Origin of the sequence: Streptomyces sp. NPDC014894 (assembly GCF_043080985.1) — a bacterium.
Taxonomy (GTDB): domain Bacteria; phylum Actinomycetota; class Actinomycetes; order Streptomycetales; family Streptomycetaceae; genus Streptomyces.
This window is the reverse complement of sequence record NZ_JBIBWD010000003.1, coordinates 698,196-714,490: the sequence shown is the minus strand read 5'-3', so window position 1 is coordinate 714,490 and position 16,295 is coordinate 698,196. Positions and strand designations below refer to the sequence as shown.

The window sequence follows — 16,295 nt, the reverse complement described above, 5'->3', positions numbered from 1 at the left end:
CCAGGCACCACACCCCACGACTCCACCAACCGAAACAACGCCACCTCGAACGCGAACAACGCCGGCTGCGCCCACCCCGTCCGATCCAACAACCCGGAACCGGCCTCCTCCGAGAACATCACCTCCCGCAGCGAACCGCCCAACAACCCGTCCAAGACCCCGCACACCTCGTCCAACACCGACCCGAACACCGGAAACGCCGCCGCCAGCTCCCGCCCCATCCCCACCCGCTGAGCACCCTGACCCGAGAACACGAACCCCACCGCGCCATCGGCACGCGTACGCGGATCGAGGTCGTCCAGTCCGCCGAGCAGTTCCGTACGACCGGCTCCGACGGCCACCGCGCGGTGGGCGAGGGCGGCCCGGCCGGTGGCGAGGGTGTACGCCACGTCCAGGGGATCGAGGGCGGGGTGTCGCTCGACATGGGCCCGCAGCCGTGCGGCCTGGTCCGCGAGCGCCCGGGGGGTGCGGCCGCTCAGCAGCCAGGGCAGCGCCGGGAGGGTGACGGGCGGCGATGCGTCCCCAGGGGCTCCGAGGCCGGCGGGGTCTGCGAGGTCGGCGGCCGGCGGTTCCTCCAGGATCACGTGGGCGTTGGTGCCGCCGAAGCCGAAGGAGGAGACGCCGGCCCGGCGCGGCCGGTCGGCGGACCGGGGCCACTCCCGCTCCTCCGTCAGCAGCTCCACCGCACCGCTCGACCAGTCCACCATCGGCGACGGCTCATCCACATGCAGCGTCCTCGGCAACCGACCGTGCCGCATCGCCTCGACCATCTTGATCACACCACCGACACCGGCAGCCGCCTGCGCATGCCCGATATTCGACTTCAACGACCCCAGATACACCGGCACCTCACGATCCTGGCCGTACGTCGCCAGCACCGCCTGCGCCTCGATCGGATCCCCCAACCGGGTCCCCGTACCGTGCGCCTCCACCACATCCACATCCGACGCCCGCAGACCCGCGTCCGCCAGCGCACGACGGATCACCCGCTCCTGCGACGGACCGTTCGGAGCCGTCAGACCATTGCTCGCACCGTCCTGATTCACCGCACTCCCCCGCACCACCCCCAACACCCGATGCCCCAGCCGACGCGCGTCCGACAACCGCTCCACCAGCAACAACCCCACACCCTCCGACCACGACGTACCGTCCGCACCCCCCGCGAACGACTTGATACGACCGTCCGGAGCCAGCCCCCGCAGCCGGGAGAACTCGACGAAGGCCACCGGTGTGGACATCACCGTGGCACCGCCGGCGAGGGCGAGATCGCACTCGCCGTTGCGCAGGGCGTTCACCGCCAGATGCAGGGCGACCAGGGAGGACGAGCAGGCGGTGTCCACGCTGACCGACGGGCCCTCGAAGCCGTAGGTGTACGAGAGCCGGCCGGCCGCGATGCTTCCCGCGCTGCCGCTGAACAGATAGCCCTCGGCGTCCTCCGGCGGCAGATGGGGGCGGGAGCCGTAGTCGCTGTACATGAGCCCGGTGAAGACGCCCGTACCGGAGCCGCGCAGGCCGGCGGGGTCGATGCCGGCGTCCTCCAGCGCCTCCCACGCCGTCTCCAGCAGCAGCCGCTGCTGCGGGTCCACGGCGGCGGCCTCGCGGGCCGAGACGCCGAAGAAGCCGTTGTCGAACCGGTCGGCGTCGTGCAGGAAGCCGCCGTGGCGCACATAGGAGGCGCCGGTCCGGTCGGGGTCCGGGTCGTAGAGGCCGTCCAGGTCCCAGCCGCGATTGTCCGGGAAGGCGGTCACCGCGTCCGTGCCCTCGGCGACCAGCCGCCACAGCTCCTCCGGCGAGCCGACACCGCCCGGATAACGGCAGGCCATGCCCACGATCGCGATCGGCTCGTGGCACCTCTCCTCCAGCTCGCGCAGCTGCCTGCGTGCTTCCCGAGCGTCGGCGACGGCCTTCTTGAGATAGTCGCGGAGCTTGTCCTCGCTCGCCATGGTCCTTCAACTCCCGGTCTGGTGCGGCGGCTTACCGGATGTCCGGTGGGGCTGGGCCTGTCTGATGCTGCTGGTCCTGACGGGTGTGCCGGGTCAGTCCAGTTCGTCCACGAGGGCGAAGAGTTCCTCGTCGGTGGCCGAGTCGAGATCGGCGCCGGAGTCGTCGCCGGAAGGGCCGTGAGCGGTCTCGGCGGCGGCGGCCGCCGTGTCGGCCGCGGCGAGCAGCTCCCGCAGCCGCGCGGTGATCCGGCCCCGGGCCTCCGCGTCCGCCGCGGCCGACTCGATGACGGTCCGCAGCCGGGACAGCTCGGCGAGCAGGGGCTCGTCGGGCGCGGCGGCGCCGACGTCGAGCCGTTCGGCGAGATACGCGGCCAGGGCCCTCGGCGTCGGATGGTCGAAGACGAGGGTGGTGGGCAGGGTCAGCGCGGTCTCGGCGTTGAGGCGGTTGCGCAGTTCCACGGCGGTCAGCGAGTCGAAGCCGAGTTCCTGGACCGGGCGGTCGGCCTCGACCGCCGTGTGGTCGGCGTGGCCGAGCACCTCGGCGGCCCTGGCGCGCACCAGGTCGGTGAGGAGGCGGTCCCGTTCGGCGGCGGACAGCGGTGCGAGCCGTTCGGCGAGCCCGGGGCCCCGGTCCGGGGCCTGGCCGGTGGTCGTGCGGGCCCTCCGGGGGGAGGTGCGGACCAGTCCGCGCAGGACGGCCGGGATCTGTTCGGGGTCGGCGTCCCGCAGGGCGCGGGCGTCCAGCCGGGTGACGGCGAGGACGCTCTCCCCGGCCGAGGGCGCGGCGTCCAGGAGGGCGAGGGCGTCGTCGGTGGCCAGGGGCAGCAGTCCGGACCGGGCGAGCCGGCGCAGATCGGCGTCGGTGAGATGTCCGGAGATGGTGCCGGCCTGCTCCCAGAGGCCCCAGGCGAGGGAGAGCGCGGGCAGCCCCCGCGCCCGCCGGTAACCGGCCAGAGCGTCCAGGAACGCGTTGCCGGCCGCGTAGTTCGCCTGACCCGCCGTACCCAACAACCCCGCCACCGACGAATACAACACGAACGCCGACAACCCCAGACCAGCGGTCAGCTCATGCAGATACCACGCCGCGTCCGCCTTCGGCCGCAGCACCGCACCCACCCGCTCACCCGACAACCCACCGACCGTCGCATCGTCCAACACACCCGCCGTATGCACCACACCCGACAAACCACCACCAACACGGCCCAACAACTCCGCCAAAGCACCCCGATCACCCACATCACACGCCTCCACCACCACCCGAGCCCCCAACCCCGACAACTCCGCCGCCAAACCCTCCGCACCCGGAGCCCCCACACCACGACGACTCACCAACACCAAATCCCGCACCCCATGCACCACCACCAAATGCCGCGCCACCAAAGCACCCAGACCACCCGTACCACCCGTCACCAACACCCCACCCCCACCAAAGACCGACGACACCGACGACACCGACGACCCCGACGACCCAGAACCCCCCACAACAGCCGCCCGCACCAACCGAGGCACCAGAAGCCCACCACCACGAACCGCCAACTGCGGCTCACCGGAAGCCAGCGCGCGGGGCAGTACGGCGGCGGCGTGTGCGAGGTCGTCGGCGTCGACCAGCCGCAGCCGGCCCGGGTGTTCGGACTGCGCCGAGCGCAGCAGCCCCCACAGCGGGGCACGGACGAGATCGGTCACGTCCTCGTCCGGTCCGGCGGCGACCGCGCGGCTGGTGACGGCGACGAACAGGGTGGCGCTCAGCCGGTCGTCGGACAGCCAGGTCTGGACGTCCGCCAGGGCCGCGCACAGTGCGGTGTGCACCTCCTCGGGCACGCTCCGGCCGCTGTCCCGCGTACCGGTGTACGGGACGACCAGGACGGACGGCGCGGGCGCGCCCTCGTCGAGCGCGCGGAGCAGGGCGTCGGCGTCGGCGTACGCGGCGGCTCCGGCCGGGACCGGCGACGGGGCGTCCGGGGCGGGCTCGCCGAGCAGCGCCCAGCCGTCGGCGGCCGCGGCGTCGTCCGCCGTCGCCGTGGCGGGCAGCGGCGTCCAGTCGACCCGCAGCAGCCCGTCGGCCCGGGTCGCGGCGGCGGGGAGGGCGTCGGCGGACAGCGGGCGCAGGGTCAGTTCCGCGATCTCGGCGAGCGGCGCCCCGGTCTCGTCGGCGACGGTCAGGGCGACCGTCGGGGATTCGGCGTCGCCGCCGGAGCGGACGAGCCGTACGCGCAGCGCCGTGGCCCCGGCGGCGGCGAGCCGGACGCCCGACCAGCTGAAGGGCAGCAGGGACGGGCCGGAGTCCCGGGCGACCCCGGGCAGCAGGGTGTGCAGCGCGGCGTCGAGGAGGGCGGGGTGCAGGGCGTAGTGCCCGGCCCGGGCGCGCTGCTCGGCGTCGAGCGCGACCTCCGCGTACAGCTCGTCGCCGGCCGTCCAGAGGCCGCGCAGATTGCGGAAGGCGGGCCCGTAGGCGTAGCCGAGGCCGTCGAGGTGCTCGTAGACGCCGGTCAGATCGGTCTGTGTCGCGCCGGGCGGCGGCCAGGCGGTGAGGGAGCCGTCGCCGGGCGGGGGGCCGGCGGGGCGCGGGGCGTCCTGTGCGTGGAGGGCGCCCTGCGGATGGAGGGTTCCTTGCGCGTGGAGGGTCCACTCGTCCTCTTCGAGGCCCGCGCCGGGGCGGGAGTGGACGCGCACCGGGCGGGCTCCGGTCCCGTCCGGCGCTCCGACGGTCACCTGGAGGCGGACGCCGCCCCGGTCGGGCAGGGGCAGCGGGGCGGCCAGGGTCAGTTCGCCGACCTCGGGGACGCCGGTGCGCTCGCCCGCGGCCAGGGCGATCTCCAGCAGTCCGGTGCCCGGCACCAGCACCGCGCCGCCGACGGCGTGGTCCGCCAGCCAGGGGTGGGTGTGGCGGGAGACGCGTCCGGTGAACACATGCTCGTCGCGGTCGGCGAGCGCGGTGCCGGCCCCGAGCAGCGGATGGTCCGCGGCGGTCAGCCCGAATCCGGCCGCGTCACCGGCCGTGGTGGGGGCGTCCAGCCAGTAGCGCTGCCGCTGGAAGGCGTACGAGGGCAGGGCGGCGGGCCGGGCGCCGGGGAAGAAGGCGTCCCAGCGCGGCCGGGCCCCGCGCGCGGCGAGCAGGCCGAGGGCGGTGGTGAAGGTCCGGCTCTCGGGCCGGCCCCGGCGCAGCACGGCGGCGACCGTGCCGGGCTCCGCGGTCAGCGACTGCTGCACCAGGGCGGTCAGCGCCCCGTCCGGGCCCAGCTCCAGCCATTCGGTGACGCCGCGCTCCTCCAGCAGACGGACGCCGTCGAGGAAGCGGACGGACTGGCGGATGTGCCGCGCCCAGTAGTCGGGCGAGGACAGTTCCTCGGGCGTCGCGAGTTCGCCGGTGACGTTGGAGACGACGGGGATGCGCGGGGCACGGTAGTCGAGGTCGGCGGCGACGGCGCGGAACTCCTCCAGCACCTCGTCCATGTGCGGCGAGTGGAAGGCGTGGCTGACCGGCAGACGCCGGACGCGTCGGCCGAGCTGTTCGAAGCGGCCGGTCAGCTCGTCGACGGCGTCGGCGTCGCCGGACAGGACGGTGGATCCGGGCGAGTTGACCGCGGCGACCGTCAGCCGGCCGCCGTAGGGTTCGAGGGCGGTGCGCACCTCGTCCTCGGCGGCCTCGACGGCGGCCATGGCCCCGCCCTCGCGGGCGGCCTGCATGAGGCGGCCGCGGGCGGCGATGAGGACGGCGGCCTGCGGCAGCTCCAGCACTCCGGCGAGATGGGCGGCCGTGACCTCGCCGACGGAGTGGCCGAGCAGATAGTCGGGGGCGAGGCCGTGGTGTTCGATGAGCCGGAAGAGGGCGGTCTCCAGGGCGAACAGCGCGGCCTGGGTGTAGGCGGTCTGATCGAGCAGCGCGGAGTCGGCGGAGCCCTCGGGGGCGAACAGCACGGACTTCAGCGGCCGGACCAGTTCCCGGTCGAGGTGGACGCAGACCTCGTCGAGCGCGGCGGCGAACACCGGGGAGGCCGCGTACAGCTCCCGGCCCATGCCCAGGCGCTGGGAGCCCTGGCCGGTGAGGAGGAAGGCGGTCTTGCCGGGCTGTCCGCCGGGGGCGCGCCGCGCGGTGTTCCCGGTCTCGCCCCGGGCGAGGACGGCGAGTCCGTCGAGCAGTTCCGTCCGGTCGGCGGCCACGACGACGGCCCGCCGGTCGTGCAGGGTGCGGTGGACGGCCAGGGCGAGGCCGATGTCCGCGAGGGGGGTGTCGGGGCGGGCCGTGAGGTGGGCGTGGAGCCGCTGGGCCTGGGCGGCGAGGGCTTGCTCGCTGTGGGCGCTGAGCAGCCAGGGGGCGGGGGCAGAACCGGGCTCGGGCTCGGGCTCCGCGACAGGCTCGGCCCCGGGTACCGCGACAGGCTCGGGCCCGGACCGGGGTTCCGGCTGCGACCGGGGCTGCTCGGGCTCCGGCTCGGGTTCTTCGAGAACCACATGCGCGTTGGTGCCGCTGATGCCGAAGGAGGAGACGCCCGCCCGGCGCGGCCGGTCCGAGGACCGGGGCCACTCCCGCTCCTCCGTCAGCAGCTCCACCGCACCGCTCGACCAGTCCACCATCGGCGACGGCTCATCCACATGCAGCGTCCTCGGCAGCCGACCGTGCCGCATCGCCTCCACCATCTTGATCACACCACCGACACCGGCAGCCGCCTGCGCATGCCCGATATTCGACTTCAGCGAACCGAGGAAGACGGGCTCCTCACGGTCCTGGCCGTAGGTCGCCAGCACCGCCTGGGCCTCGATCGGGTCGCCCAGCCGGGTCCCCGTGCCGTGCGCCTCCACCACGTCCACGTCGGACGCCCGCAGACCCGCGTCCGCCAGCGCACGACGGATCACCCGCTCCTGCGACGGACCGTTCGGAGCCGTCAGACCATTGCTCGCACCGTCCTGATTCACCGCACTCCCCCGCACCACCCCCAACACCCGATGCCCCAGCCGACGAGCGTCCGACAACCGCTCCACCAGCAACAACCCCACACCCTCCGACCACGACGTACCGTCCGCACCGCCCGCGAACGACTTGATACGACCGTCCGGAGCCAGCCCCCGCTGCCGCGAGAACTCGACGAAGACGTTGGGGCCCGCCATGACGGTGACGCCGCCGGCGAGGGCGAGATCGCACTCGCCGTTGCGCAGGGCGTTCGCCGCCAGGTGGAGGGCGACCAGGGAGGAGGAGCAGGCGGTGTCCACGGTGACCGCCGGGCCCTCCAGTCCGTACGTGTACGACAGCCGGCCGGACACGACGCTGGAGAGGTTCCCGGCGAGCAGGAAGCCCTCGTACTCCTGGGGGCTCGCGGCGAGCCGCGACACGTAGTCGTCGTACATCGCGCCGACGAAGACGCCGGTGCCGGAGCCGCGCAGGGCGGCGGGGTCGAGTCCGGCGCTCTCGAAGGTCTCCCACGCCGTCTCCAGCAGCAGCCGGTGCTGCGGGTCCATCGCGGTGGCCTCGCGCGGCGAGATGCCGAAGAAGCCGTTGTCGAAGCGGTCGGCGTCGTGCAGGAAGCCGCCGTGGCGCACGTAGGAGGTGCCGATGTGGTCGGGGTCCGGGTGGTGCAGGGCGTCCAGGTCCCAGCCGCGATTGTCCGGGAACGGAGTCACCGCGTCCGTGCCCTCGGCGACCAGCCGCCACAGCTCCTCCGGCGAGCCGACCCCGCCCGGATAACGGCAGGCCATGCCCACGATCGCGATCGGATCGTCCGCGGCGACGGCCGCGGCCCGGCCGCTCCCGGCGGCCTTGGCGGCGACGCCGGTCAGCCGGGACAGCAGGAAGTCCGCGACGGCCCGCGGTGAGGGGTGATCGAAGACGACGGTGGCGGGCAGCCGGGTTCCGGTGGCCGAGTTCAGCCGGTTGCGCAGCTCCAGCCCGGCGAGCGAGTCGAAGCCCATCTCCTTGAAGGCGCGCCCGGGGTCCAGCCGGGCCGGGTCGGTGTGGCCGAGGACTCCGGCGACCGTGCTCCGCACCAGGTCGAGTACGGTCTCCTCGCGCTGTTCGGCGGGGAGGGCCGCCATCCGGGCGGACCAGTCGCCGTCCGCGCCCCGGGCCGGCGCACCGGCGGCGGCCCGGCGGACCCGGCTCCGCACCAGGGAGCGCAGCAGGGCGGGGGGCTCTTCCCCGGCCGAGCGCAGCGCGGGGAGATCGATCACGGCGGGGACGCGGAGGGCGCTGTCGCCGGTGAGGGCGGCGTCGAAGAGCGCGAGGCCCTGTTCGGGGCGGAGCGGGCGGAGTCCGGCCCGGCTCCATCGGTTCAGCTCGGACTCGCCGAGGGCGCCGCCCATGCCGTGGGCGCTGTCCCAGAGGCCCCAGGCGAGGGAGAGCGCGGGCAGCCCCCGCGCCCGCCGGTAACCGGCCAGAGCGTCCAGAAACGCGTTGCCGGCCGCGTAGTTCGCCTGACCCGCCGTACCCAACAACCCCGCCACCGACGAATACAACACGAACGTCGACAACCCCAGACCAGCCGTCAACTCATGCAGATACCACGCCGCGTCCGCCTTCGGCCGCAGCACCGCACCCACCCGCTCACCCGACAACCCACCGACCGTCGCATCGTCCAACACCCCCGCCGTATGCACCACACCCGACAAACCACCACCGACACGAGCCAACAACTCCGCCAAAGCACCCCGATCACCCACATCACACGCCTCCACCACCACCCGAGCCCCCAACCCCGACAACTCCGCCGCCAAACCCTCCGCACCCGGAGCCCCCACACCACGACGACTCACCAACACCAAATCCCGCACCCCATGCACCACCACCAAATGCCGCGCCACCAAAGCACCCAGACCACCCGTACCACCCGTCACCAACACCCCACCCCCACCAAAGACCGACGACCCCGACGACCCCGACGACACCGACGACACCGACGACCCAGAACCCCCCACAACCGCCGCCCGCACCAACCGAGGCACCAGAAGCCCACCACCACGAACCGCCAACTGCGGCTCACCGGAAGCCAGCACGGCGGACAACCGCAGGTCGTCGGCGCCTGACTCCGCGTCCGTGTCGGTATCGATGTGGATGTCGGTGTCGGTGTCGGTATCGGTGTCGAGCAGCACGATCCGGTTCGGGTACTCGGACTGCGCCGTGCGGGCCAGACCCCATACGGGCGCGGACGCCAGGGATCGCACGTCCTCGCCCGGTACGGCGGCGACCGCGCCCCGGGTCACGACGAGGAGTTTCGCGTCGTCGAGCGCGGGGTCGGCGACGAAGCGCTGGAGCAGCTCCAGGAAGGCCGCGGCCGTCCGGCGGGCGACGCCGGGCAGATCGCCGACCGGGCCGCCGTCCGAGCTGTCCGAGCCGTCGGGGGCGTCCGAAATGTCAGGGCCGTCCTCGCCGACCGGTCCGGCGAGCGTCTCGGCGTGGACCAGGAGGACATCGGCGCGCGGCAGCTCCTCCGGGAGCCCCGAGGCCGTCGGCGTGACGACGCGGAGTACCGGCGTCCCGGTCCCGCCCGGGCCCGTGTCCCCGGCCGCCTCGACCGCCGTCCACTCGACCTCGTACAGGTCGGGGCGGCGGACGGCGACGGAGGCGAGCCGCTCGGCGGCGACGGGCCGCAGGGTCAGCCCCTCCAGGGAGATCACGGGCTGCCCGGCGGGGTCGACGGCGGCCAGCGTGTAGGCGTCGGGGCCGGTCGGGGCGATACGGACGCGGAGCGCGGTGGCCCCGGCGGCCCGCAGCGCCGCGCCGGTCCAGGCGAACGGCAGCCGGACGCCCTCGCCCGGCGTCCCGGCCTCGGCGGCGTGCAGCACCAGCGGGTGCAGCAGCGCGTCGAACAGCGCGGGGTGCAGTCCGAAGCGCTCCGCCGCCGCGTGCTGCTCCACGGGCAGGGACACCTCGGCGTACAGCTCGTCGCCGGAGCGCCACAGCGCGTCCAGGCACTGGAACGCCGGCCCGTACGCGTAGCCGAGGTCCGCCAGCCGGTCGTAGACGCCGTCCAGCGGCTCGGGCTTCGCGCCGGCGGGCGGCCACTGCCGGGGTACGGAGGGTCCCTCGCCCGCGGCCGTGCCGCCGAGCACTCCGGAGGCGTGCAGGGTCCACGGCTCGGGATCGTCCGCGCCGGCGTCGGGCCGGACGTGGACGGTGAAGGCGCGTCCGCCGTCCGGTTCGGGCGCGCCCACGGCGACCTGGACGCGCACGGCGGCGCGCTCGGCGAGCACCAGCGGGGCTTCGACGGTCAGCTCCTCGATCCGGCCGGCTCCGGCGCGGTCGGCCGCGGCGAAGGCCAGTTCGAGGAAGGCGGTGGCGGGTACGAGGACGGCGCCGCCGACGGCGTGGTCGGCGAGCCAGGGGTGGCTGTCGGTGGAGAGCCTGCCGGTGAGCAGGACGTCGTCCCGCCCGGCCACATCGAGCGCGGTCCGGAGCAGCGGGTGCCCGGCCGGGTCGAGACCGAGGCCGCGCGCGTCGGCGGGGCCGGCCGGCGCGAGCCAGTAGTGCGCGCGCCGGAAGGCGTACGTCGGCAGTTCGACGCGCCGTCCGCCGGGGTGGAGGGCCGTGCCGTCCAGGGGAGCGCCGTGCGCCCAGGCGAGGGTGAGCCCGGCGGTCAGGGTCTCCGGCTCGGGACGGCCCGCCCGCAGCAGCGGTACGGCGGTGACGGCGTCGCCGAGCGCCGACTGGGCGAGGGGCGTCAGGACCGCGTCGGGTCCGGTCTCGACCAGGACGGTCGCGCCCTGGCGGGCGAGTTCGCGGAGCGCGTCGAGGAAACGGACCGGCCTGCGGATCTGGTCCGCCCAGTAGGCGGGCGAGGCGAGCTGCTCGTCCGTGGCGAGTTCGCCGGTGACGGTCGAGACGACGGGGATGTCCGGCGCGCGCGGGTCGAGGCTCTCGGCGACCGCCCGGAACTCGTCCAGCACCTCGTCCATGTGCGGCGAGTGGAAGGCGTGGCTGACCCGGAGCCCGCGGGTCCTGCGGCCCCGCGACCGCCAGCGCTCCGCCAGCTCCTCGACGGCGTCCTCGTCGCCGGAGACGACGGAGGCGGCGGGCCCGTTGACGGCGGCGAGGTCGAGCCGCCCGTGGAACTCCGCCAGGTCGGGCAGGAGTTCGAACTCCTCCGCCTCGATCGCGGCCATCGCGCCGCCGGCCCGCGCGGACCGCATCAGCCGTCCGCGCGCGGCGACCAGCCGGGCGGCGTCGGGCAGCGTCAGCACACCGGCCGCGTGGGCGGCGGCGATCTCCCCGATCGAGTGGCCGGCCAGCAGATCGGGCGTCATGCCGTGGTGTTCGGCGAGCCGGAAGAGGGCGGTCTCCACCGCGAACAGCGCGGGCTGGGTGTAGTCGGTCCGCTGGAGCAGCGCGCCCGCGGGGGTGTCCTCGGCGGCGAACACCACCTCGCGCAGGGACTCTTCGAGGTGCGGCTCGAAGGCGGCGCAGATCTCGTCGAAGGCGGCGGCGTACACCGGGGAGGCCGCGTACAGCTCCCGGCCCATGCCCGCGCGCTGGGCGCCCTGGCCGGTGAAGAGGAAGGCGGTACGGCCCGCTCCGGCGGCGGTGCCGGTGAGGACGGCGGGCGCGGGCTCTCCGGCGGCGAGCGCGTCCAGGGCGGCGAGCAGCCCGTCCGGGGTGGAGCCGGTGAGGACGGCCCGTGCGGGCAGGGCGGTCCGGGTGGCGGCGAGGGACCAGCCGATGTCGGCGGGGCGGGCGTCGCCGGAGGTCACGAAGGCGCGCAGGCGTTGGGCCTGGGCGGTGAGGGCCTCGGGGCTGTGGGCGCTGAGCAGCCAGGGGGCGGGGGCCGATCCGGGCTCGGGCTCGGGCTCCGCGACAGGCTCGGTCCCGGCCCCGGGCTCGGCCCCGGGTACCGCGACAGGCTCGGGTTCTTCGAGAACCACATGCGCGTTGGTGCCGCTGATGCCGAAGGAGGAGACGCCGGCCCGGCGCGGCCGGTCGGCGGACCGGGGCCACTCCCGTTCCTCCGTCAGCAGCTCCACCGCACCGCTCGACCAGTCCACCATCGGCGACGGCTCATCCACATGCAACGTCCTCGGCAGCCGACCGTGCCGCATCGCCTCCACCATCTTGATCACACCACCGACACCCGCAGCCGCCTGCGCATGCCCGATATTCGACTTCAACGACCCCAGATACACCGGCACCTCACGATCCTGGCCGTACGTCGCCAGCACCGCCTGCGCCTCGATCGGGTCGCCCAGCCGCGTCCCCGTACCGTGCGCCTCCACCACGTCCACGTCGGAGGGCCGCACCCCCGCGTCCGCCAGCGCACGACGGATCACCCGCTCCTGCGAGGGTCCGTTCGGCGCCGTCAGACCATTGCTCGCACCGTCCTGATTCACCGCCGAGCCCCGCACCACCCCCAACACCCGATGCCCCAGCCGACGCGCGTCCGACAACCGCTCCACCAGCAACAACCCCACACCCTCCGACCACGACGTACCGTCCGCACCCCCCGCGAACGACTTGATACGACCGTCCGGAGCCAGCCCCCGCTGCCGCGAGAACTCGACGAACATCCCGGGCGAGGACATGATGGTCGCGCCGCCGGCCAGGGCGAGATTGGTCTCGCCGGAGCGCAGGGAGCGCAGGGCCAGGTGGAGGGCGACGAGCGAGGAGGAGCAGGCGGTGTCCACGGTGACCGCCGGGCCGATCAGGCCGAGGTGGTAGGCGATACGGCCGGACAGCACGCTCGGGGTGGTGCCGGTGAGCACATGGCCCTCGACGGCGTCGGACGCCTCGTGCATCCGGGGCCCGTACTCCAGGGCGGTGGCCCCGACGAAGACGCCGGTACGCGTGCCCTTGAGGCCGGCCGCGTCCAGACCGGCGCGTTCGACCGCTTCCCAGGCGGTCTCCAGCAGCAGCCGCTGCTGCGGATCCATGGCGAGGGCCTCGCGGGGCGAGATGCCGAAGAATTCGTTGTCGAACAGGGCGGCGTCGTGCAGGAATCCGCCCTCCCGCACCGCGCTGCGGCCCTCCTCGGCGCCGCTGTCGCCGTCGAGAAGGCCGGTGTCCCAGCCCCGGTCGTCGGGGAAGCCGGAGATGACGTCCCCGCCCTCCGCCACGATCCGCCACAGGTCCTCCGGCGAGCCGACCCCGCCCGGATAGCGGCAGGCCATGCCCACGATCGCGATCGGCTCGTCCGCGGCGACGGGGCGGCCCGGGCCGTCGGGGTAGTCGGCGTCGGCGTCAAGGTCGGCGCCGGCGGGGTGATCGGCGCCGTCCGCGCCGGCGAGCAGGGTGTCGAGCCGGGCGATCAGGGCGCCGGGCGTCGGGTGGTCGAACAGCAGGCTGCCCGGGAGCCGGAGTCCGGTGGCGGCGGCGAGCGCGTCGCGGAGTTCGACGGACATCAGCGAATCGAGGCCCAGGTCCTTGAACGTGGCGTGCGTCTCGACCCGGCGGCCCTCGGGGTAGGCGAGCACGGCCGCGACCCGGTCGAGCACGACGGCCGTGGCGTCGGCCCCCGCCCTGATCCGGCGTACGGGCCCGGCGGCCGGGGCGGCGGGCGCGGAGTGCGCGCCGTCGCCGTCCTCGGGCAGCGCGGCGGCGCGGGCCGTGCCGCCGATCCAGTAGCGCTCCCGCTGGAAGGCGTAGGTGGGCAGGGGGACGCGCGGGCCGCCCCCGTCGGCGGCGTGCACGGCCGCCCAGTCGACGTCCGTGCCGCGGACGAACGCGGCGGCGAGCGCGGCGAGCAGGGTGTCGCGCTCGGGCCGTTTCGCGCGCAGCAGGGCGAGCGACTTCACGGCGTCGGGGTCGCGGACGCTGGCGGCGGCCATGGTCGCGCAGACGGTGTCGGGGCCCAGCTCCACGAAGGTCCTGACGCCCTCGGCCTCCATGGTGCGGACGGCCTCCAGGAAGCGGACCGGGCGGCGCACCTCCTCGACCCAGTACTCGGGGTCGGTCCACTGGCCGGGGACGACCAGCTCGCCGGTGACCGTGGAGACGGCGGCGATCTTCGGCTCGTGGTACTCCAGTTCGGCGGCGACGCGGCCGAACTCCTCCAGCATGGGGACGATGAGCGGGGAGTGGGAGGCCATCGGAATGGCCAGCCGGCGGATGCGGCGGCCCATGGCGGCGATCTGTTCGGCGATCATCATGGCGCGTTCCTCGTCGCCGGAGAGCACCAGCGAGAGGGGCCCGTTGACGGCGGCGACGGCGACATGGTCCGTATGGCCTTCCAGCAGCGGCAGCACCTCGGCCTCGGCGGCCTCGACGGCGACCATGGCCCCGCCGGGCGGCAGCGCCCGCATCAGCCGGCCCCGGGCGGCGACCAGCCGCGCGGCGTCGGGCAGGCTCAGCACGTCCGCGCAGTGCGCGGCGGCTATCTCGCCGATCGAGTGGCCGACGACGAGGTCGGCCTTGACGCCCCAGGAGGCCATCAGCCGGTACAGCGCGACCTCGACGGCGAAGAGCGCGGGCTGGGCGAAGGCGGTGTCGTCGACGCCCTCGCCGGTGTCGACGACCTCGGCGAGCGGACGGGGGAGCAGCGGGGCGAAGGCCGCGCACACCTCGTCGAAGGCGGCCGCGTAGACGGGGAACTCGGCGCACAGTTCGCGGCCCATGCCGATCCGCTGGGCGCCCTGGCCGGAGAACACCCAGGCGGTACGGCCGGGGCGGGCGTCGCCGGTGACGACCTGGCCCGAGGGGTCGCCCGCGCTCAGCGCGGCGAGGCCGTCGAGCATGCCGTCCCGGCCGGCGGCGAGGACGACGGCGCGGTGCTCGAAGACGGTCCGGGTGGCGGCGAGGGAGCGGCCCACGTCGGCGGGGCGGGGGGCCGGGTCGCCGCCGAGGGCGTCGCGCAGCCGGGCCGCCTGGTCGCGGAGGGCCTCCGGGCCCCGGGCGGAGACCACCCAGGGCAGGAGCGCGGTGCGACCGGGGGCCGGGTCGGGCTCTCGGGCGGTTACGGGGTCGGGCTCGGCGGCCGGGGCGGGCGCGGGCTCCTGGGCCGGGGCGGCGGCGGGCTGTCGCGCGGCGGCGGGCTCGGGAGCGGGCTCCTGGGCGACGGCGGGAGCGGACGCGGGCTCCTGGGCCGGGGCCGGGAGCGGGTTCTCCGCCAGCACGATGTGGGCGTTGGTGCCGCCCATGCCGAACGAGGACACCCCCGCCACCAGCGGCCGGCCGGGCGCGGGCCAGCCGGTCGTACCGCGCTGCACGTCGAGGCCCAGCTCGGCGAGCGGGACGGCCGGGTTCGCGGTCTCGAAGTTGAGGCTCGGCGGAAGGGTCCGGTGGTTCAGTGCCAGTACGGTCTTGACCAGGCCCGCGATGCCCGCCGCGCCCTCCAGGTGACCGATGTTGGTCTTCACCGAGCCCACCCGCAGGGGCTGCCCGCCGGGGCGGTCCGCGCCGAGCACCGCGCCGAGCGCGGCGGCCTCGATCGGGTCCCCGACCGGTGTACCGGTGCCGTGCAGCTCGACGTACTGCACCTGCGCGGGAGCGACGCCCGCCTTCTCGTACGCCTCCCGGATCACCTGCTCCTGCGCGCTCCGCGCGGGGACGGTGAGGCCGGGGGTCGATCCGTCGTTGTTCACGGCGCTGCCGCGGATGACGGCGAGGACGGTGTCGCCGTCGGCGCGGGCCCGGGAGAGCGGTTTGAGGACGACGGCGGCGCCGCCCTCTCCGCGGACGAAGCCGTTGGCGCGGGCGTCGAAGGTGTAGGTGGTGCCGTCCGGGGAGAGACCGCCGAAGCGCTCCTCGGTCACCGCGCCCTCGGCGAGGATGTTCAGATTGACGCCCGCGACGATGGCCGCCTCCGCCTCCCCGGAGCGCAGCGACTCGCAGGCGAGATGGACGGCGACGAGCGAGGACGACTGGGCCGAGTCCACGGTGAGGCTGGGGCCGTGGAGTCCGAAGTGGTAGGAGACCCGGTTGGCGATGACGCCCCGGTTGACGCCGGCCATGGTGTGCTGGGTGATCGCGCCGGCGCCGTGCTGGTAGAGGAGGGCGGCGTAGTCGTCGCGCAGGGTGCCGACGAAGACGGCGGTGCGGCTGCCGCGCAGTCCGGCGGGGACGATCCCGGCGTGCTCCAGGGCCTCCCAGGCGAGTTCGAGCACGAGCCGCTGCTGCGGGTCCATGGTGACGGCCTCGCGGGGAGCGATGCCGAAGAACGCGGCGTCGAAGGCGTCGACCCGGTCGAGGAAGCCGCCCCGCCGCATCCCGGGCTCGGTGCCCTCGGGAGCGGGCTCGCCCGTCGCGGACCGCCAGCGGCCCTCCGGGACCGGGGTGACGGCGTCGGCGCCGGTGCTCAGCAGATTCCAGAACGCCTCGGGGCCGTCGGCTCCCGGCAGACGGCAGGAGAGCCCGACGACCGCGATCGTCCCCTCCTCGCCGGCGTGCCGCGTGCTGGTCTCCGACTCGTGCTGATTCGTCATCTCGCTCGACTGCCTTTCCGG

General features: G+C 74.8%; 1 protein-coding gene and 1 pseudogene. Both read right to left on the bottom strand.

The annotated features are described in order from the left end of the window. Window positions 1–1,940 (bottom strand): annotated as a pseudogene (locus ACF089_RS10945) (type I polyketide synthase); the annotation flags it as partial. 96 nt (window positions 1,941–2,036) lie between these two features. Beyond that, entirely contained in the window at window positions 2,037–16,274 is a 14,238-nt protein-coding gene (locus ACF089_RS10940; protein ID WP_392024725.1) for a type I polyketide synthase, read from the bottom strand. Window positions 16,275–16,295 lie beyond the last annotated feature (21 nt).

Excerpts from the sequence above, each read along its gene's own strand:
- ACF089_RS10940 (WP_392024725.1), bottom strand. The coding sequence starts at position 16,274 with ATGACGAATCAGCACGAGTCGGAGACCAGCACGCGGCACGCCGGCGAG.